This is a genomic window from Pseudomonas sp. B3G-3, from assembly GCF_028640915.1.
Taxonomy (GTDB): domain Bacteria; phylum Pseudomonadota; class Gammaproteobacteria; order Pseudomonadales; family Pseudomonadaceae; genus Aquipseudomonas; species Aquipseudomonas chlororaphis_I.
In genome coordinates this window covers 237,061-254,193 of sequence record NZ_JAQZAB010000137.1, presented here as the reverse complement: position 1 = coordinate 254,193, position 17,133 = coordinate 237,061, and the positions used below count along the sequence as shown (strand labels likewise).

General features: G+C 66.1%; 16 protein-coding genes. 10 read left to right on the top strand and 6 right to left on the bottom strand.

Going from position 1 to position 17,133, the window contains the following annotated elements:
* Position 1 precedes the first annotated feature (1 nt).
* Positions 2-1,525: a sensor domain-containing diguanylate cyclase gene (locus PVZ80_RS33575; protein ID WP_009049109.1), complete on the top strand. Its 1,524-nt coding sequence runs from the start codon at positions 2-4 to the stop codon at positions 1,523-1,525.
* Positions 1,526-1,552: 27 nt separating this feature from the next.
* Here the strand turns inward: PVZ80_RS33575 and ptrR are convergent, their stop codons facing one another.
* Complete coding sequence (gene ptrR, locus PVZ80_RS33570; RefSeq protein WP_028684034.1) at positions 1,553-2,443, bottom strand: putrescine utilization regulator PtrR; 891 nt, start codon at positions 2,441-2,443, stop codon at positions 1,553-1,555.
* A gap of 101 nt (positions 2,444-2,544) precedes the next feature.
* On the opposite strand from ptrR, the gene PVZ80_RS33565 reads away from it, so the two are divergent.
* Positions 2,545-3,936: an aldehyde dehydrogenase family protein gene (locus tag PVZ80_RS33565; protein WP_273865116.1), complete on the top strand. Its 1,392-nt coding sequence runs from the start codon at positions 2,545-2,547 to the stop codon at positions 3,934-3,936.
* Positions 3,937-4,074: 138 nt separating this feature from the next.
* Here PVZ80_RS33565 and PVZ80_RS33560 read toward each other — a convergent pair whose 3' ends face one another.
* Complete coding sequence (locus tag PVZ80_RS33560; RefSeq protein ID WP_231999323.1) at positions 4,075-4,296, bottom strand: hypothetical protein; 222 nt, start codon at positions 4,294-4,296, stop codon at positions 4,075-4,077.
* Positions 4,297-4,481: 185 nt separating this feature from the next.
* On the opposite strand from PVZ80_RS33560, the gene PVZ80_RS33555 reads away from it, so the two are divergent.
* A complete protein-coding gene (locus tag PVZ80_RS33555) occupies positions 4,482-5,039 on the top strand; it encodes an ATP-dependent Clp protease proteolytic subunit (protein WP_009049113.1) in 558 nt (185 codons plus the stop codon).
* Positions 5,040-5,090: 51 nt separating this feature from the next.
* Here PVZ80_RS33555 and PVZ80_RS33550 read toward each other — a convergent pair whose 3' ends face one another.
* Positions 5,091-5,321 carry a hypothetical protein gene (locus PVZ80_RS33550; RefSeq protein ID WP_273865115.1) on the bottom strand — a complete coding sequence of 77 codons (231 nt, stop codon included), beginning with the start codon at positions 5,319-5,321 and terminating at the stop codon, positions 5,091-5,093.
* A 311-nt stretch (positions 5,322-5,632) separates the two neighbouring features.
* Here PVZ80_RS33550 and PVZ80_RS33545 point away from each other — a divergent pair, with 311 nt between their 5' ends.
* The 5 genes from PVZ80_RS33545 (at position 5,633) to PVZ80_RS33525 (ending at position 10,129) form a co-directional block, all read left to right on the top strand.
* Complete coding sequence (locus tag PVZ80_RS33545; RefSeq protein WP_124355059.1) at positions 5,633-6,982, top strand: cation:proton antiporter; 1,350 nt, start codon at positions 5,633-5,635, stop codon at positions 6,980-6,982.
* Between the two features lie 160 nt (positions 6,983-7,142).
* Entirely contained in the window at positions 7,143-7,325 is a 183-nt protein-coding gene (locus PVZ80_RS33540; RefSeq protein ID WP_028684040.1) for a hypothetical protein, read from the top strand.
* A gap of 152 nt (positions 7,326-7,477) precedes the next feature.
* Complete coding sequence (locus PVZ80_RS33535; RefSeq protein WP_016705206.1) at positions 7,478-7,936, top strand: metallophosphoesterase family protein; 459 nt, start codon at positions 7,478-7,480, stop codon at positions 7,934-7,936.
* A 236-nt stretch (positions 7,937-8,172) separates the two neighbouring features.
* Positions 8,173-9,708: an FAD-dependent oxidoreductase gene (locus PVZ80_RS33530; RefSeq protein ID WP_273865114.1), complete on the top strand. Its 1,536-nt coding sequence runs from the start codon at positions 8,173-8,175 to the stop codon at positions 9,706-9,708.
* A 196-nt stretch (positions 9,709-9,904) separates the two neighbouring features.
* Complete coding sequence (locus tag PVZ80_RS33525) at positions 9,905-10,129, top strand: hypothetical protein (protein ID WP_028684042.1); 225 nt, start codon at positions 9,905-9,907, stop codon at positions 10,127-10,129.
* 188 nt (positions 10,130-10,317) lie between these two features.
* Here PVZ80_RS33525 and ydiJ read toward each other — a convergent pair whose 3' ends face one another.
* Positions 10,318-13,386, bottom strand: a complete 3,069-nt coding sequence (gene ydiJ, locus PVZ80_RS33520) for a D-2-hydroxyglutarate dehydrogenase YdiJ (protein WP_273865113.1) — start codon at positions 13,384-13,386, stop codon at positions 10,318-10,320.
* A 160-nt stretch (positions 13,387-13,546) separates the two neighbouring features.
* Between ydiJ and PVZ80_RS33515 the strand changes: the two genes are divergently transcribed.
* Positions 13,547-14,449 (top strand): LysR substrate-binding domain-containing protein, encoded by a 903-nt coding sequence (locus PVZ80_RS33515; protein WP_273865112.1) that lies wholly within the window; start codon positions 13,547-13,549, stop codon positions 14,447-14,449.
* A gap of 12 nt (positions 14,450-14,461) precedes the next feature.
* Here PVZ80_RS33515 and PVZ80_RS33510 read toward each other — a convergent pair whose 3' ends face one another.
* Positions 14,462-15,232, bottom strand: a complete 771-nt coding sequence (locus tag PVZ80_RS33510; RefSeq protein WP_273865111.1) for a phytanoyl-CoA dioxygenase family protein — start codon at positions 15,230-15,232, stop codon at positions 14,462-14,464.
* 5 nt (positions 15,233-15,237) lie between these two features.
* Positions 15,238-15,468: a hypothetical protein gene (locus PVZ80_RS33505; RefSeq protein WP_016705200.1), complete on the bottom strand. Its 231-nt coding sequence runs from the start codon at positions 15,466-15,468 to the stop codon at positions 15,238-15,240.
* A gap of 230 nt (positions 15,469-15,698) precedes the next feature.
* On the opposite strand from PVZ80_RS33505, the gene PVZ80_RS33500 reads away from it, so the two are divergent.
* On the top strand, positions 15,699-17,132 hold the full coding sequence (locus PVZ80_RS33500; protein ID WP_273865110.1) for an S-type pyocin domain-containing protein: 1,434 nt from the start codon (positions 15,699-15,701) through the stop codon (positions 17,130-17,132).
* The last annotated feature ends 1 nt before the right edge of the window (position 17,133 follow it).

Here is a 17,133-nt window from a genome sequence, read left to right as displayed (position 1 = left end):
TGTGGACGCAAACCCCGACAGCAGCACCGAGGACGTTGCCCTGGAGTCGAAACGACTTCCCGTACTCGCGGTCACCATCGCCTTCCTGATGGTGGTCGCGGTTTCGATCCTCGGCATCTATGGCATCCAGGTCGTCAACAGCAAGGCCCATGAACTGGCGCAAGCCCGGCTGGTCTCCGGCAACCTGGCCTTGTCCATGGCCCAACAGGCGACCGATACCTTCGATGAAGCCAACCTGATCCTCGAAGAGCTGATCGAGCGCATCGACGACCTGTCGCCCCAGGCCCTGGAAAAAACCCAGAAGCTGATGAAAAAGCGCGTGTTCACCACCGAGCAGTTGCACGGCCTGTTCTTCTATGACCGGGAAGGCAACTGGGTGCTCACCTCGTTCGACTACAGGCCGCCAAAGGCGAACAACTCGGACCGCGACTACTTCAAGTTCCACCGCGAGAATGTAACCCTGTCCCCCAGGGTCGGAGCGGCCGTGCGCAGCAAGACCACGGGCGACTGGGTGATCCCGTTCTCGCGCCGGGTCAACGACGCCCAGGGCAACTTCAAGGGCGTGGTGCTGGCGACCATCAAGATGGACTACTTCGACACCTTCTTCGATCGTTTCAACATCGACGACAAGGGCGCGATCTTTCTCGCCCTGCCCCAGGGCACGATCATCGCCAGGCGGCCGTTCGACGAGAAGCTCATCGGTGCGTCCCTGGCCCGGGGCGAAATCTTCTCCGTGCATATACCCCGTGCCCCCGCCGACACGGTGATGGTCAAGTCGATCATCGACGGCGTCGACCGCCTGTTCGGCTACCGGGTGCTGTACAAGTACCCGCTGGTGGTGGCGGCGGCCAATTCCCAGGAGTCCATTCTCAGCAGCTGGCGCGCCGACACCTACAAGCTGACCGCCATGATCGCCGTGGTGCTGGCGATCAACCTGCTGATCGGCATCCTGCTGTTCAAGCAGGTGCGCAAGGGCCTATTGGTGGAAAAGCACTTGAAAAAAGCCCGCTCGGTGCTGGAGACCCTGGTGTTGCAGGACGGCCTGACCGGCCTGGCCAACCGCCGCCACCTGGAGCGCAACCTGGAACTGGAGTGGCGGCGGGCGGCCCGGCAGCGCTCGTCGATCAGCCTGATCATGCTCGATATCGACCACTTCAAGAGCTTCAACGACCGCTATGGCCATGTGGCGGGCGACCATTGTATCTGCGCCGTCAGCCGGGCCATCAGCCAACACGTGCGCCGGCCCTCGGACCTGGCGGTGCGCTACGGTGGCGAAGAGTTCGCGATCCTGCTGCCGGACACCGAGCCTGGCGGTGCCTACGTGCTGGCCGAGAGCATCCGCCTGGCGGTACAGGAACTGGCGATCGAGCATGTCGACAACCCCGGCGGCGTCGTCACCATCAGCCTCGGCGTCTACACCTGCGTGCCCGCCTCCTCCGACTTCAAGAGCCTGTTGATGCAGGCCGATTCGGCGCTGTACATGGCCAAGCGCGCGGGACGCAACCAGACCGTACCAACCTCGTGAGGAGCTGCAAGCTACAAGCTGCAAGCTCTAAGCTTGCGGCTTGCAGCTTGTAGCTTGTAGCTGCCTCTCCCCCAGCAAGCGCACGAAGTGGGTCAGGCTGCGCGAGACCGTGCCGCGGCGCCAGATCAGCCAGGTCTGCAGGAAACGGAACGGCTGCGCCAGCTGCCAGATGCTCACCGTGCCGCAGCCCGGCATGCTTTCGAGCATGCTGCGCGGCATCAGCGCCAGGCCGGCGCCGGCACTGACGCAGGCCAGCATGCCGTGGTAGGACTCCATCTCGTGGATCTTGCCGGGTACCGCGGCATCCTCGCTGAACCAGCGCTCGAAGTGATGGCGGTACGAGCAATTGGCGCGAAAGGCGTAGATGCTCTCGCCGTTGACATCGCGCCCGCGGGTGATGGGCGCATGCCCCAGCGGCGCGATGATGACCATTTCCTCGTCGAACACCGGCACCCCTTCCAGGCTCGGGTGCAGCACCGGGCCATCAACGAAGGCCGCCGTCAGGCGCCCGGACAGCACGCCATCGATCATGGTCCCGGAGGGGCCGGTGGACAGGTCCAGCTCGACCTTGACGTGCTTCTGGTTGTAGGCCGCCAGCAATGCCGGAATCCGCACCGCCGCCGTGCTCTCCAGGGAGCCCAGGGAAAACGGTCCTTGCGGTTCTTCCCCGGCCACCGTCAGCCGCGCTTCCTGCACCAGGTCGAGAATCCGCCGGGCGTAATCGAGGAAACTCCAGCCGGCCGGCGACAGGCGCAGGCGGCTTTTCTCGCGGATAAACAGCTCCACGCCCAGGTCCTGCTCCAGCTGCTTGATCCGCGTGGTCAGGTTGGAAGGCACCCGATGGATGAGTTGCGCCGCCGCACTGATGCTGCCCTGCTCGGCCACCGCCTTGAAGATTTCCAGCTGCACCAGATCCATCTCATTCTCCAAACGTGAAAGATATGCTCTTTATTATTCAGTTTTCATAAGCCATGTACCAGCCTAACCTGCAGCCATTCCTCAGCCCACAGGACGCTGCCATGACCACGGTTTCCAGCCAGACCCACGCCCTTTCGATCAACCCCGCCACGGGCGAGCAGATCGCTCATTACCGCTATGAATCCGCCGAGGCGCTGGACGCCGCCCTCGCCCGCGCCGCCACTGCCGCCGCCCAATGGCGTCGCAGCAGCCTGGAACAGCGCTCGGCCCTGCTGCTCGCCCTGGCCAAGGCCCTGCGCGACAACGGCGAGAACCTGGCCCGCAGCATCACCCTGGAAATGGGCAAACCGATTGCCCAGGCCCGCGGCGAGATCGAGAAGTGCGCGCAGCTCTGCGAGTGGTACGCCGCCGAAGGCCCGGCGATGCTCGCCCCCGAGCCGGCCCCGGTGCCGAGCGGCAAGGCGCGCATCGAATACCGGCCGCTGGGCCCGATCCTCGCGGTGATGCCGTGGAACTTCCCGATCTGGCAGGTGCTGCGCGGCGCGGTGCCGGCGCTGATCGCCGGCAACACCTATGTGCTCAAGCATGCGCCGAACGTCATGGGCAGCGCCTACCTGCTGCTGGAAGCCTTCCAGCGCGCCGGTTTCCCGCAAGGCGTGTTCGAGGTGATCAACGTCACCCCGGACGGCGTCTCCCGGGCCATCGCCGACCCCCGGATCGCCGCCGTGACCCTTACCGGCAGCGTGCGCGCCGGCATCGCCATCGGCGCCCAGGCCGGCGCGGCCCTGAAGAAATGCGTGCTCGAACTGGGCGGTTCCGACCCCTTTATCGTGCTCAACGACGCCGACCTGGATGCCGCCGTGCAAGCCGCGGTCATTGGCCGCTACCAGAACACCGGGCAGGTCTGCGCCGCCGCCAAGCGCCTGATCGTCGAGCAAGGGGTGGTCGAAGCCTTTACCGAGAAGTTCGTCGCCGCCACTCGCCAGTTGCAGGTGGGCGATCCGCTGGCCAATGACACCTACATCGGCCCGATGGCGCGTTTCGACCTGCGCGACGAGCTGGACGAGCAGGTGCAGGCCACCTTGAGCGAAGGCGCGACCCTGCTGCTGGGCGGCGCCAAGGCCGAGGGCCCGGGCAACTTCTATCAGCCTACGGTGCTGGCTGGTGTCACCGACCGGATGACCTCGTTCACGCAGGAGCTGTTCGGCCCGGTGGCCTCGATCATTACGGCGCGGGATGCGCAACACGCCCTGGAACTGGCCAACGACAGCGAGTTCGGCCTGGCCTCGACCATCTATACCCAGGACCTGGCCCTGGCCGAGCGCCTGACCGCCGAGCTGGAAACCGGCGGCGTGTTCATCAACGGCTATTGCGCCAGCGATCCACGGGTGACCTTCGGCGGCGTGAAGAAGAGTGGTTTCGGCCGCGAGCTGTCGCACTTCGGCGTCCGCGAATTCTGCAACGCGCAGACGGTGTGGCTGGATCGCAACTGATCCTCCCCCTTCCCACTGTAGGAGCGAGCTTGCTCGCGATGGACGTAAGAACGCCGCGTTTATCCAGGCAACACGCGGAATCGTTCACGACCATCGCGAGCAAGCTCGCTCCTACAGTCGATCTCCTTGCGCAACGTCTCAGCGGCGGTCATCGGACAGTGGCGTCGGCTCGTTCGGTGCCGGCAGGTCGGGGTCCATCGGCCGCTCCCTGTCATCGTCACGCCGCTTATCGCGTTCGGCACCGCCGTTGACGTTGGGGTCGATCACCGGGTCGTGCCGACGGGCAGGTTGCAGTGGGTCGGGTTCAGGCGTACGGGGCTCGCTGGGGTCATGCATCGACGGGTTCATGGTGCACCTCACGGCAGGCCCAGTGAGTCCGGGCCTTACTCCGTTAGGCACTGGACCGGACCATCGGGTGCGAGGCAATGGATGAGCGGTCGCCCGGCCCTCTTGGCCAGGCATGCGCTCGGCGAAACTTTCGCCGCCGCCCGGGCTCAATCGTAGAGCCAGGTCACGCACCGTGGCCAAGACTGGGAGGCCGTCCGATGACCGAGCACATCGTGCATTTTCACTGCCAGATCGACCAGGGCACCGCCGAACGCTTTCGCGACAGTTGCCTGGAAGCCATCGAGCAAGGCGCCACCTCGCTGCTGCTGAATCTGTCCACCACCGGCGGCAGCACCAACTTCGGCTTCACCCTCTACACCTTTCTCAAATCGCTGCCGGTGCCGCTGTGCGCGATCAACGCGGGCAACATCGAGTCGATGGGCATCATCATGTTTCTCGCCGCCAACCGACGCATCACCACGCCGCATTCGCGCTTTCTGATCCACCCGATGAACTGGTACTTCAGCCAGAGTTCGGTGGATCACCAGCGCCTGCGCGAATACCTCTCCAGCCTGGACAACGACCTGGCGCGCTACGTGAAAATCTACGAGCTGGAAACCGCCGACGCGGCGACCCAGCTGGACATCTTCAAATGCCTGTCCGCCGAAGAAAAGGTCATTGCCGCCCATGAGTCGCTGGCCTACGGCATCGCCCACGAGGTGCGCCAGGTGGTGTTCGCCGACGACGTCAAGCACTGGAAAGTCTCGGGCGGCTGACCCGGTTGCCCCGGGCGCCAAGGCCGCGCTGTCGCGGCGCGGGCCATGGCCTCAACCGCTCTTTTCGTTGTCCTGTTCCGGGGTTTCGTTGCCCGGCTCGGTGGCGCCCGGTTCGGGCTCGGGGCGATTGGCCGGGCCCTTGGCGGGCTTTTTCTCATCCGCGGCCGCGGCCCGCCCGGGGTAGCCGGGCAACCCGTGGGCGTCCTGCGGTTCCAGCGGTTCGGGGGCGCGCGTGCGATCGTTCTGCGGATCGTCGCGCGAATCAACGGGCTGGCGAGTCATAAGCACCTCCGTATCGCTCCGGGCGATATTGCCCTGTCCTTGTTCGATAGCGCCGCGGGCCGCGGGTGCGAAGCAATGGACGAATGGCCACAGCACCTGCCGTACGGCTCCCCGACGGAACGTCCGGGCCTGGCGGGCGTCTTCAGTTTGAAGGCCCGCTGCTGCGAGCTGGCGAGCGTTCCTGCCTTGTACGTCCGCGCTCATGAGGATCTGTCCATGCCTGTCGTCCCGAGCCCGTTCATGATCGCCGCGCCACTGGCCGGGCCTGCCCACGCTCGAGGCAGCCTCGCCGCACGCGCCTCGAGGCGAGCATGACTTTCATTACCTGGGTCGCGGTCCTGGGCGCGGTGCTGCTGATCCTCGCGCTGACCTCCTCCTACCTGCGCTGGATGCCCGTGACCACCTCGGTGGTCTGCCTGGCGCTGGGGATCGCCATCGGTCCCGCCGGCCTCGGCCTGCTGCAACTGGACATCCACCAGGCCGCGGGCTGGATGGAACACCTGACCGAAGTGGCGGTGTTGTTCTCGCTGTTCGTCAGCGGCCTCAAGCTCAGGTTGCCGCTCAGCAGCCGCAGCTGGCGCATCGCTTTCGGCCTGGCCGGGCCGGTGATGCTGCTGTCGATCGCCGGGGTCGGCCTGCTGCTGCACTACGGGTTGCACATGCCCTGGGGGCCGTCGCTGCTGATCGGCGCGATCCTCGCCCCGACCGACCCGGTGCTGGCGACCCTGGTCCAGGTCAGCGACGCCAAGGACTACGACCGGGTGCGCTTCGGCCTGTCCGGCGAGGCCGGGCTGAACGACGGCGTGGCGTTTCCCTTCGTGATCCTCGGCCTGCTGCTGACCCGCCAGGGCGACGACCCCGGCGCCTGGCTCGGCGACTGGGTGGTGGTCAGCCTGCTCTGGGCGGTGCCCGCGGGGCTGCTCAGCGGCTACTGGATGGGCCGCGGCCTCGGCCACCTGACCCTGCACCAGCGGATCAAGTACGCCGACAGCACGGTCTCGCCGAATGACTACCTGACCTTCGCCCTGATCGCCCTGGCCTACGTGGTGGCGGAACTGATCCAGGGCTACGGCTTTCTCGCGGTGTTCGCCGCCGCCCTGGGTTTGCGCCAGGCCGAGGTGCATTCCAGCGACCATGCCCGGGCGCCGGCCGAACACCTGGTACAGCCGGTGGTCGGCCACCAGCATGTTGATCCGGCGCAGGCGGTGCATGGCGACGTCGAGGCCCTGCAGGAAAGCCAGGTCGCGGCAGGCATCATGCTCGGCGACATGCTGGCCTTCGGCGGCCTGGTGGAACGGGCCATGGAAGTGTTCCTGGTGACCCTGCTCGGCGTGGTGCTGATCGCCCATTGGGACTGGCATGCGCTGACCGTCGGCGCCCTGCTGTTCCTGCTGATCCGCCCGCTGAGCGTATTGCTGATCCCCTGGGGCCGCCTGCTCGACGGTCGCCAGCGCCTGCTGCTGGGCTGGTTCGGCATCCGCGGCATCGGTAGCCTCTATTACCTGTTCTATGCCCTCAACCACGACCTCGACCCGGCGCTGGCCGATGCCAGCGCCAACCTCACCCTGTCGGTGGTGGCCCTGAGCATCCTGGCCCACGGCCTCAGTACCCAACCGATGCTCGCCCGCTACGAGCACCATAAAAAACGCCGGCGAAGCTGACGGGCCATGGGCATGAACGCGCTGGCCGGGGCCGGAATGAATGCGTCCCCTCGCGGCCTATCCATTCGTCGTCCCGCAGGAAACTTTTTCAAACTTTCGTTTGCGCTTCGTTTCCCAATCTTGCGAGGTATCAAATCGCTCACTACCGAGGATTGAAAAAATGGCTACCAGCGGAAAAAACCCACTCATGGGCAACAAGGACACTCAAAAACCCTCCCCCGCCGGCAAGAAGTCCGGTGGCCAGGGCTCGGGTGGCAACGTCCCCGCCGATCGGCAAAAAGCCCCTGACGCCGGCAAGAAAGGTGGCGCCCAAGGCTCCGGCGGCGGCACCCGCAAAGCCTGATGCCCATGGCCGGAGCGTTGTCCCTGACACGCTCCGGCTTTTGCACGAACAATCCCTCTCACCGGCCTGTCCGGCCCGCTGATCGTCACGCGCGACACGCTATGCTTGCCACGGCAGAACCCCGTTAAAAAGCCTTGGATGAACAACAGCGGATGAAAATAGGCCTGATCTCCGACACCCACGGTTTGCTCCGTCCCGGCGCGCTGACGGCGCTGCAGGGCTGCGCGCATATCCTGCACGCCGGTGATATCGGCGACCCGCAGATACTCGCCACCCTCGGACACCTGGCGCCGGTGACCGCGGTGTTCGGCAATGTCGACCAACCCCATGCCTGGGCCCACGCCCTGCCCCATCACCTCACCGTGCAGCTCGATGGCGTCGAGCTGCTGCTCTGCCATGTCCTGGCCGACGTGCCGAAGCCCCTGCCGCCAGGCGTGCGGGTGGTGGTCAGCGGCCACTCCCATCAGCCGCGGCTGTTCTGGCAGGACGAGGTGCTGTACATCAACCCGGGCAGCGCCGGGCCGAGGCGCTTCAAGCTGCCGGTCAGCCTGGGGTATCTGACCATCGAGGCCGGTCGGGTCGAAGGCCACCTGATCGAACTGACGGTCTAGCACCCCGGCGCCTGTCGGCTCGAGCATGACCGGCTATCGGAGCATGCCCATCGGCCGGGCTTTGCAGGGTCCACACTTAATCCAGCGATTGGCGGCGTTCATGACGAAAGCCGTACGAAGCCACTTGGCCGGGCCGCATTGCGCCCTCGAGCAGAAGATTCCGTACCCGGCCCCGCGCACCCGAGAAGGTGACGCGCAAGGATGGCCGAGGGCGCGCAATGCGCAGGAGAAAAGCGATGACCTTTTATGTCGTGGCTCGCCTCGACCAGCTGCCCGAAGACCGCGGCACCCGGGTCCAGGTCGGCGCCGAGGCCGTGCTGCTGATTCGCACCGGCGATCAGGTCCAGGCCTACCAGGCCGATTGCCCCCATGCCGGGGCGCCGCTGGAGCAGGGCGCGGTGTATCAGGGGCAACTGATCTGCCCCTGGCACAAGGGCGCCTTTGCCTGCGCCAGCGGGCAAGTCTGCGAGCCGCCGCCCCTGGCGAGCCTCAAGCGCTACAAAGTCGACATCCGCCATGACAACCGGGTATGGGTTGCCGACCAGCCCATGACCGAGTCCGCCCCGCCACGGCAGGCCGACTCGCGCCGGCTGCTGGTGATCGGCGCTGGCGCCGCCGGGGCCGCCGCGGTGGCGACCCTGCGGGCCAAGGGCTTCGGCAGGAACCTGACCTGGATCGACAAGGAAGCGCGACCCGCCTATGACCGCACGGCCCTGAGCAAATACGTGCTGGCCGGCGAGATGCCGCCCGAAGAGGTTCCCGCCCTGCTCGAGCCGGAGTTCTATCGCAAGGCCGATATACGGGTGCTCAAGGCCGAGGTCCTGCGCCTCGACCCAGGGCGGCGGCAGATCCTCTTGGCCGACGGCCTGCGCCTGGACTACGACGCAGCGCTCCTGGCCACTGGCGCCGAACCGCGCCTGCCGGCCATCGAAGGGGCCGACCTGCCAGGGGTGTTCATGCTGCGCTCGCGCGAGGATGCCGCGCGCCTCTTGGAACAGGCCCGGCCCGGTAAGCGCGTGGCGATCATCGGCGACGGCTTCATCGGCCTGGAAGTCGCCTCGGCGCTGCGCAAACGCGGGCTGATGGTGCACCTGATCGGCCGCCACCAGGTACCGCTGCAACGCCAGCTGGGAGAACGCATCGGCAGCGCCATACGGGCCCTGCATGAACAGCACGGGGTGATCTACTACGCCGCTTGCGAAGCCCGGGCCCTGGTCGGCGAAGGCCAGGTGCAACAGGTGGTCCTCGACAACGACCAGCGCATTGCCGTCGACCTGGTGCTGTTCGGCACCGGCGTCAGCCCTGCCACGACCTTCGTCGCAGGCCTCGAACGCGCCGAGGACGGCTCGCTCAAGGCCGATGCCGGCCTGGCGGTGGCCGATGGCCTGTGGGCCGCCGGCGACATCGTGAGCTTCCCCTGCGACGGCCGCACGCAGCGCATCGAACACTGGCGCGTGGCCCAGCAACAGGGCCAGCTCGCGGCGTGCAACATGCTCGGCGAACAGCTGAGTTTCAGCGTGGTGCCATTCTTCTGGACCTACTTCTACGACCAGACCTTCGAGGTGCTCGGCCACGCCCGCCGCTGGAACCAGATCGTCTTCGAGGGCGAGCCGGAGCAGTACCGCTTCATCGCCCTGCTGTGCTTCAACGAACAGGTGGAGTCGGTGGTCGCCTGCGAGTACCCGCGGGCCATGGCGCTGCTGTCGCAGCGCATGCAACGGCCGCTGTCGCGCAGCGAGGCCCTGGAGCTGATCCATGGCACCCCGGAATGAAGTGGCTGGCGACAACCGCTCGGCAGCCCCATGGAACCCTGGGTAAAAGGCGACTTTCCAAATCCAGGCAAGGTTTCGATATCTCGGCCAGCGGCCGAGGCCCCCAGGGCCAGGACAGCAACAGCGATGAATATCCATGTGCTCGGGTGTCTTGCCGTGGCCGGCCCTATGCAGGATTAAGGAGGACGATGCATCCATGAGCAGGACAGAACGATTCAACCGGGAGCTGGCGAATAACGCCCGGCTGTTTGCCGAAGCCGACCGCCTGGATGTCCAGGCCTATGAGCTGCTTAACACCGATCATGTCGACGACGACCGCCTGGCCCTGTTCAGCCAAGCCAAGCAGTTGGCGAACGAAAAATACCTGGAAGCGCGCAACGACTGGCTGCGCATCAAGCAGTTGATGGACAGCGGCGACTGAAGCCACCGGCGCCGGCAGGGAGATCCGGGATTCAGGGTTTGCGGTTGCTGCGCAACCGAGCGCAGCCTCGCAGGCTCGGCAGCGGCTACAGCAACCGCGTTGTCTGTGTAGCCGCTGCCGCAGGCTGCGATCGCGCTGGGCGGCATTCCGACGTAGCGCTCGCAGAACCGGCACCACGATGGAGCTGATCAGGCCTCGAGCGGACGCTTGCGCAGTTGTTCCAGCAGGACCTGGAGTGGGTGCTGCAGGCCCTGCCCCTCCTGGCGCTTGACCTGGCTGCGGCAGGAATAACCGTCGGCCAGCAGCCGCCCGCCCTGGCCGTGGCGCGCCACCAGCGGCTGCCAGGACTGCTGGTAGATCACCTGCGAAGTCGCCAGGTTGCGGGTCTCGTGGCCGTAGGTCCCGGACATGCCGCAGCAACCGCTGGCCAGCACCTGCAACTTCAAGCCCATGCGCGCGAACACCTGTTGCCACAGGCCGATGCTGCCCGGCTCGTTGGTCTTCTCGGTGCAGTGCGCAAGGAACTGATAGGGCTCGGCCTCGGTGTTCGGGCTCGCTTCAGCCGATGCCTCACCAGGTACTGCAGGCAGCACCCGGGCCAGCCATTCCTGCGGCAACAGCACCTCGGGCGCCTGAGCCGCACCCAGGGTCTTGCGGTATTCCTGGCGGTAGACCAGGGTCATCGCCGGGTCGAGGCCGACCAGGGGCACGCCGCTGGCCTGCAGTTTCAGCAGCGACTGCGCGTTGTAGCGCGCGGCCCGGGCAAAGGCGCCGAGGAAACCCTGGACCTGCAAGGGTTTGCCATTGGCAGCGAAAGGCGCGAGGTAGATCTGCACGCCCAGGCGCTCGATCAGCTCCAGCCACTCGGCCGCCAGCGGCGTCTCGAAGAACCGGGTAAAGGCGTCCTGCACCAGGATCACGCTGCGCTGGCGCTGCTCTTCGGACAGCGTCGCCAGTTCTGCGGCGTTGGCCATGCGCACATTGCGCCGGCGGCACACCGCCTGGAAATCCAGGGTGCTGAGCAACGGGCTGTCGACCATGCCCGCCAGGTGCTTGAGGGCACGGCTGACCGGCGCCGCGCTGATCAGTGCGTTGTACAGCCGTGGCAGGCGCGCCAGATAAGGCACGCTGAACTCCAGGGAGCCGATCAGGTAATCCTTCAGCGGGCGCAGGTAGCGGCCGTGGTACAGCTCGAGGAAGCGCGAGCGGAACTCCGGCACATTGACCTTGACCGGGCACTGCCCCGCGCAGGACTTGCACGCCAGGCAACCGGCCATGGCGTCGTACACCTCATGGGAGAAGTCCTCGCGCCCGCCCAGCCGCGCCGCGCTGTTGTAGATGCGCCGGGCCAGGTTGGAAAGCCGCGCGCCACCGCCGTTCAGCACATCCACCCCCTGCTCGCCCTGCAGCCGCAGCCACTCGCGGATCAGCGAGGCGCGGCCCTTGGGCGAATGAATGCGGTTGCGAGTGGCCTTCCACGACGGGCACATGGCGTCGTCCGGGTCGAAGTTGTAGCAGGCGCCGTTGCCGTTGCAATGCAGGGCGCTGTCGTAGCTCTGCCAGACGCGCTCGTCGATGGTGCGATCGAGTTCGCCGCGCAGTACCACTTCGTCGACCCGGGTCAGACGCGCCTCTGGCACCGAGGCCGGGGTGGCGATCTTGCCGGGGTTGAGCTGGTTGAACGGGTCGAACGCGGCCTTCAGCGCCTGCAGCGACGGATAGAGTTCGCCGAAATAGTCCGGCACGTACTGCGAGCGCAGGCCCTTGCCGTGCTCGCCCCACAGCAGGCCACCGTGCTTGTGGGTCAGCGCCGCCACCGCGTCGGAGATCGGCCGGATCAACGCCGCCTGTTCCGGGTCCTTCATGTCGAGGATCGGCCGCACGTGCAGCACGCCAGCGTCGACATGGCCGAACATGCCGTATTGCAGGCCATAACCATCGAGCAGCGCGCGGAATTCGAGGATGTAGTCCGCCAGGTTCTCCGGCGGCACCGCGGTGTCTTCGACAAAGGGCTGCGGCCGCGCTTCGCCCTGGACGTTGCCCAGCAGGCCGACCGCGCGCTTGCGCATGGCGTACACCTGGTTCACCGCCTGGGCGCCGATGGCCAGGGTGTGGCCGAGGCGCACCACCGAGCTGTCCTGCTGCAGGTGCCGGACAAAGGCGTCGACCCGCTGCTCCAGCTCTTCCTGGTCGTCGCCGCTGAACTCGATCAGGTTGATGCCCAGGGTCGGGGTGTCCGCCTGCTCGGGGAAATACCGCGCCACGCCGTGCCAGACAATGTCCTGCATGGCCAGCATCAACACCTTGGAGTCCACCGTCTCGATCGACAGCGGTTTCAGCGCCATCAAGGCCTTGGCGTCGCGCAGCGCATCCATGAAGCCGGCGTAGCGCACGTTGACCAGGATCGAGTGCCGGGGAATCGGCAGCACATTCAGCCGCGCCTCGACGATAAAGCCCAGGGAGCCCTCGGAACCGCAGAGCACGCTGTTGAGGTTGAACTGCTCCGGGGTCTCGCGCAGGTGCGCCAGGTCATAACCGGTCAGGCAGCGATTGAGCTTGGGAAAGATCGCCTCGATCAGCTCGGCCTGGTTATCGGCGATGTCCTGGGCACAGCGGTAGACCTCGCCGATGCGGTCGGTCCGCGCCGCCTCGTCGGTCAATTGCCGGTTGTCGATGGGCGCGCTGTCCAGGCGGCTGCCGCCCAGCAGCACGGTGCTCAGCGCCAGTACGTGGTCGCGGGTCTTGCCGTAGGTGCAGCTGCCCTGCCCGCTGGCGTCGGTGTTGATCATGCCGCCGACGGTGGCGCGGTTGGAGGTCGACAGCTCCGGGGCGAAGAACAGGCCATGGGGCTTGAGGGCGGCGTTCAGCTGGTCCTTGACCACCCCGCTCTGCACCCGCACCCAGCGCTCCTCGACGTTGATCTCGAGGATCTGGTTCATGTGCCGCGACAGGTCGACCACGATGCCGTCGGTCAGCGACTGGCCATTGGTGCCGGTGCCGCCGCCACGAGGGGTGAGCACCACCGCGCGGTGTTCCGGGCTCGCCGCCAGCCGGGCCAGCCGCTCGACGTCCGCGACATCCCGGGGAAAGACCGCGGCTTGCGGCAGCCGCTGGTAGATCGAGTTGTCGGTGGCCAGCACCGTGCGCAGGCCCAGGTCACGGGCGATCTCGCCACGAAAACCGTCGGCGGCCAGGGCGTCGAGGAAAGCCTGGTAGTGGGCCAGCGGGTCGCGTTCGGGGGCAAGCAGAGCAATCATCAAAAAGGCTTCCAGGCAGAGAAAAGGCGCAGCGGTGCATGCAAAACACGTATGCTTGCACGCAGCCCGAGGGGCGGCGGCCAGCCGAAAAAGCCTATTTTCCTGAAGCCTTGCCCCGCGGGCAAATGTATTTCATGTGCTTTTTTCATGAGTTTTATGAATGAACCCCAGACGTCTCACTCCGTCGATGTCGGTGCTGGTGGCCTTCGAGGCCGCGGCGCGGCATGGCAGCTTCACCAAGGCCGCCGAAGAACTGGCGCTGACCCAGAGCGCCGTCAGCCGCCAGGTCCAGGCCCTGGAGTCGCTGCTGGAAGTGCCGCTGTTCAGCCGTGACGGCCGGCATATCGAGCTGACCGCCGCCGGCGCCCTGTATCACCACGAACTGGCGGCGGCCCTGGCGCGGATCCGCAACGCCACCTTGCAGACCATCGCCCACAAGGCTGGCGGCGGCCCGCTGCACCTGGCGGTGCTGCCGACCTTCGGCTCGAAATGGCTGCTGCCGCGCATGCATGACTTTTACGCCAGCCATCCGGGCACCCTGGTGCATATCCATTCGCGGATCGTCACCAGCGACCTGTCGAAGGACACCGCCGACATGCACGCGATCATCTGCGCCGGCACCGGCCACTGGCCCGGCTACGAGGCCCATCGGCTGCTGTCGGAAAAGCTCACGGTGGTGGCCAGCCCCAAGGCCCTGCCCGAGCACGGCTTGATGTCCGTCGGCGACGTGGCGCACCAGTTGCTGCTGAACGTGGTGTCGCGTCCCGACGCCTGGCCCGAGTGGTTCGAGCAGAACGGCCTGCATCCGCGGACGATGCGCATGGGCCCGGGGTTCGAGCTGACCGCGCACCTGATCCAGGCAGTGGTCGCCGGCATCGGCATCGGCCTGGTGCCGCGCATCCTGGTGCAGGACGAGATCCAGAGCGGCGAGCTGGTGGCGCTGTTCGAGCCGGTGGACAGCGGTCGCAGCTATTACCTGGCCTACCCCAGCCGCTATCAGCACCTGCCATCGTTGCAGGCGTTCAGCCGCTGGCTGCTGTCGATCCCCTTTCCCGACAGCTGACAGTCGCCTCGCTCAGTCGTACTCGGCCTCCTCATGCTCGCCGAGCAGGCGCCGCTGGCGCACCGAGGCCGCCGCCAGCACCTCGGGGTTGAAACACCAGTGCAGATAGGGCGAAAACTTCTGCGCCACCATGCGCCGGCCATAGTGCACCTGCAGCAGGTAACGGATGCGTTCGGCGCTGCTGTTCTCGCTGCCGGCATGCCACAGCTCGCTGCGAAACATCAGCGCGTCGCCGGCCTGGCACAGCACGGCCTGGGCCGTTCGGCCATGCCAATGTTCCTCGCCGGCCCGTGGCGGCCGCCCGGCTCGATGACTGCCCGGCACCACGCGGGTCGGGCACAGGTCCTGGTCGATATCGTCAAGGTACAGGTGGCAGGTACAGATCTGCATCGGCAGCTCGAATGCCGGATCGCTGAGCAGGCTGCGGGGCAATTGCATCGCCAGGTAATCCAGGTGCAGCCCCATCCCTTGAAAGCCCGGATGACAGCGCCAGGCGGTCTGGCCGATGACATGGCAATCGTCGCCCAACGCCGCCTCGGCCAGCTCGATCACCCCCGGCAGATCGAGAAACGGCAGCCACAGCGGGTCGCGGTTGAACACGCATTTGTAGTGTTCGAGCAAGCCGCTGTAGTCCCAATGCTGGGGCTTGAGGCCGTCGATGGCGTAGCGCAGCAGCTGGATCTGCAACCCGTCGAGCACGCCGGGCAGCAGCACGAACCCCTCGCTGTGCAATGCCCGCAGACGCTCGGCGGTCAGTGCTGGCGGGGGCTGGACGTGCGTCATGGCGGCTAGTCGATGGGGCCGATATTGATCAGCCGATCGCTGCCCAGCCCCGGCACCCTGGCCAGCACCCCGACCGGCGTCGCGGCGGAAAACTCGATCACATACCCCATGCCACTGCCGTCCTCCTCCATGGCCACGACCCAGCGCGCCACTTCGTCGGGGTTCAAGCTCAGCGCCTGCGCCACCCGGCGCTGGCGGCGCTCCTCGAGGGTTTCGTCGAGAAAGTAGTCGTTCATCTGGCGCAACCTCCGGCGGATGGCAACCCAGCCGGGCCTGGCAAGGCCCTCACAACAGCTATTAATCCATTCTCGGCAAAAGTCGAATTCAGCTCGGCGCGCCGTGACGAACGGCAGGCTTTATCGCCAATTCCGGACGGCCGGTTTTATCCGCGGCCCACAAGCGAGTTTTCTTTCAAGCGTTTCAGAAAGGGCCTAGAGCGCCGCGCCTGGGCGGCCCCCTAGCATGGGTGGCTGATCCAGACAGCGAAGCCGCCGATGCGTTTACCGACATGCGTCTACTAAAAAGCTCCGCCCCCGAGGCACGGCATGCGCAAAGTGCCCATGACGCCGAAACCCGGGTGCGCATGGCGCTGCAACGCAACAGATCGAGCATCGAAGGGTTGGAGGAGCTGCTGCGCGAGCACTACACGGTCAACAGCGACCGGGACATTCTTGCCGCCGTCAGAAACGGCGACTGGGTGCTGGTCACCGACAGTTCCGCCGCGACAACCAGCGGCAGCCTGCTCTGCCCCGTCCCTGAAGCGGACCCGGTCTACCTTCGGCCAGACCCCTGGCCCGATCCCGTTCCCCGCACCGACCTGGTCTTCGCCAAGTCCATCAGCAGCGTCCCTTGGGGCACCACCCAGGCCGGCACCGCCAGCGAGCCCGCGGGCAATTTCGGCAAGACCATGCTCATGGCGTCCTCGGCGACCGAGGTCGGGCTCGGCAGGGTCGCCGGCGAGCTGCTCCTCAGGAGTTTCGCCTGGTCACTGCAGATGGCCGGCACCGCGGCCAGGACCGTCGGCGGCCCGGCGGGCCAGGTACTGCTCCTGGCCATGACCCCGACCCGGCTCGGCGACGATGCCTTCTACAGCGAAGAACAACTGCGCGAGCTGCGCGCCGCCACCACCCGGGTGCGCTTCCAGTTCCGCCGCGACAGCCAGGGCACGCTGCAAATCCACGGCATCCACACCAGCGCCCAATCGGGCCAGGACCGCGTCCCGGTGATCAAGGCCCGCTGGAACGCCGACAAAAACGCCATGCAGGCCCACCTCGGCACGCTCACCATCACCTGGACACCGCACAACGGCCCGATCATCACCGCCCCGACAGCCTACCCGGGCGTGACCGACGAACTGGCCCGCCTCATGGTCCACCCCATCGCCGAAGGCGGCGACAGCCAACTCCAGGGCGCGCCCCTCGACGAGTTCAAGGTCGAAGACTGCATCATCACCTTCCCGGCAGACAGCGGCCTCCGCTCGCTGTACCTGGTCTTCGCCAAGCCCATGGTCAACCCGCTGGAGGTTGGGCCGGCGAATGATCTGAGCAGTAGAAGTGCGAAGGATGGGTTGGATATTGATCACATACCGTCAAAGAAAGCGCTGGAAGCTGTTTTGAAAGCAAACGATCCACATATGAAGGATGAAAAAATCCAAGACTATTTACGCAAAGCCCCGAGCATCGCGATCCCACGTAAGGTCCACCAAAAATACAGCGCAACGTATGGCGGCAGGAATACCAAGACCCAGCAGGCCGAGGATGCCGCCGACCTGCGTACAGCCGTCGATACTAATCTCGATGCAATGAAGCCTTATTTGCTGGAAGAAGGCTTTGCCGAAGAACAGATCGAAACGGCGCGCACCCATCTGCATAATCTCCACCAGAAACAGGGTTGGTATTGAT

What these genes read in the sequence shown, in the direction of transcription:
- PVZ80_RS33525 (WP_028684042.1), top strand. Translation starts at nt 9,905, where the DNA reads ATGAGCAGGACAGAACGATTCAACCGGGAGCTGGCGAATAACGCCCGG.
- PVZ80_RS33540 (WP_028684040.1), top strand. Translation starts at nt 7,143, where the DNA reads ATGGCTACCAGCGGAAAAAACCCACTCATGGGCAACAAGGACACTCAA.
- PVZ80_RS33530 (WP_273865114.1), top strand. Translation starts at nt 8,173, where the DNA reads ATGACCTTTTATGTCGTGGCTCGCCTCGACCAGCTGCCCGAAGACCGC.
- PVZ80_RS33545 (WP_124355059.1), top strand. Translation starts at nt 5,633, where the DNA reads ATGACTTTCATTACCTGGGTCGCGGTCCTGGGCGCGGTGCTGCTGATC.
- PVZ80_RS33555 (WP_009049113.1), top strand. Translation starts at nt 4,482, where the DNA reads ATGACCGAGCACATCGTGCATTTTCACTGCCAGATCGACCAGGGCACC.
- PVZ80_RS33535 (WP_016705206.1), top strand. Translation starts at nt 7,478, where the DNA reads ATGAAAATAGGCCTGATCTCCGACACCCACGGTTTGCTCCGTCCCGGC.
- ydiJ (WP_273865113.1), bottom strand. Translation starts at nt 13,386, where the DNA reads ATGATTGCTCTGCTTGCCCCCGAACGCGACCCGCTGGCCCACTACCAG.
- PVZ80_RS33550 (WP_273865115.1), bottom strand. Translation starts at nt 5,321, where the DNA reads ATGACTCGCCAGCCCGTTGATTCGCGCGACGATCCGCAGAACGATCGC.
- PVZ80_RS33510 (WP_273865111.1), bottom strand. Translation starts at nt 15,232, where the DNA reads ATGACGCACGTCCAGCCCCCGCCAGCACTGACCGCCGAGCGTCTGCGG.
- PVZ80_RS33515 (WP_273865112.1), top strand. Translation starts at nt 13,547, where the DNA reads ATGAACCCCAGACGTCTCACTCCGTCGATGTCGGTGCTGGTGGCCTTC.
- ptrR (WP_028684034.1), bottom strand. Translation starts at nt 2,443, where the DNA reads ATGGATCTGGTGCAGCTGGAAATCTTCAAGGCGGTGGCCGAGCAGGGC.
- PVZ80_RS33565 (WP_273865116.1), top strand. Translation starts at nt 2,545, where the DNA reads ATGACCACGGTTTCCAGCCAGACCCACGCCCTTTCGATCAACCCCGCC.
- PVZ80_RS33505 (WP_016705200.1), bottom strand. Translation starts at nt 15,468, where the DNA reads ATGAACGACTACTTTCTCGACGAAACCCTCGAGGAGCGCCGCCAGCGC.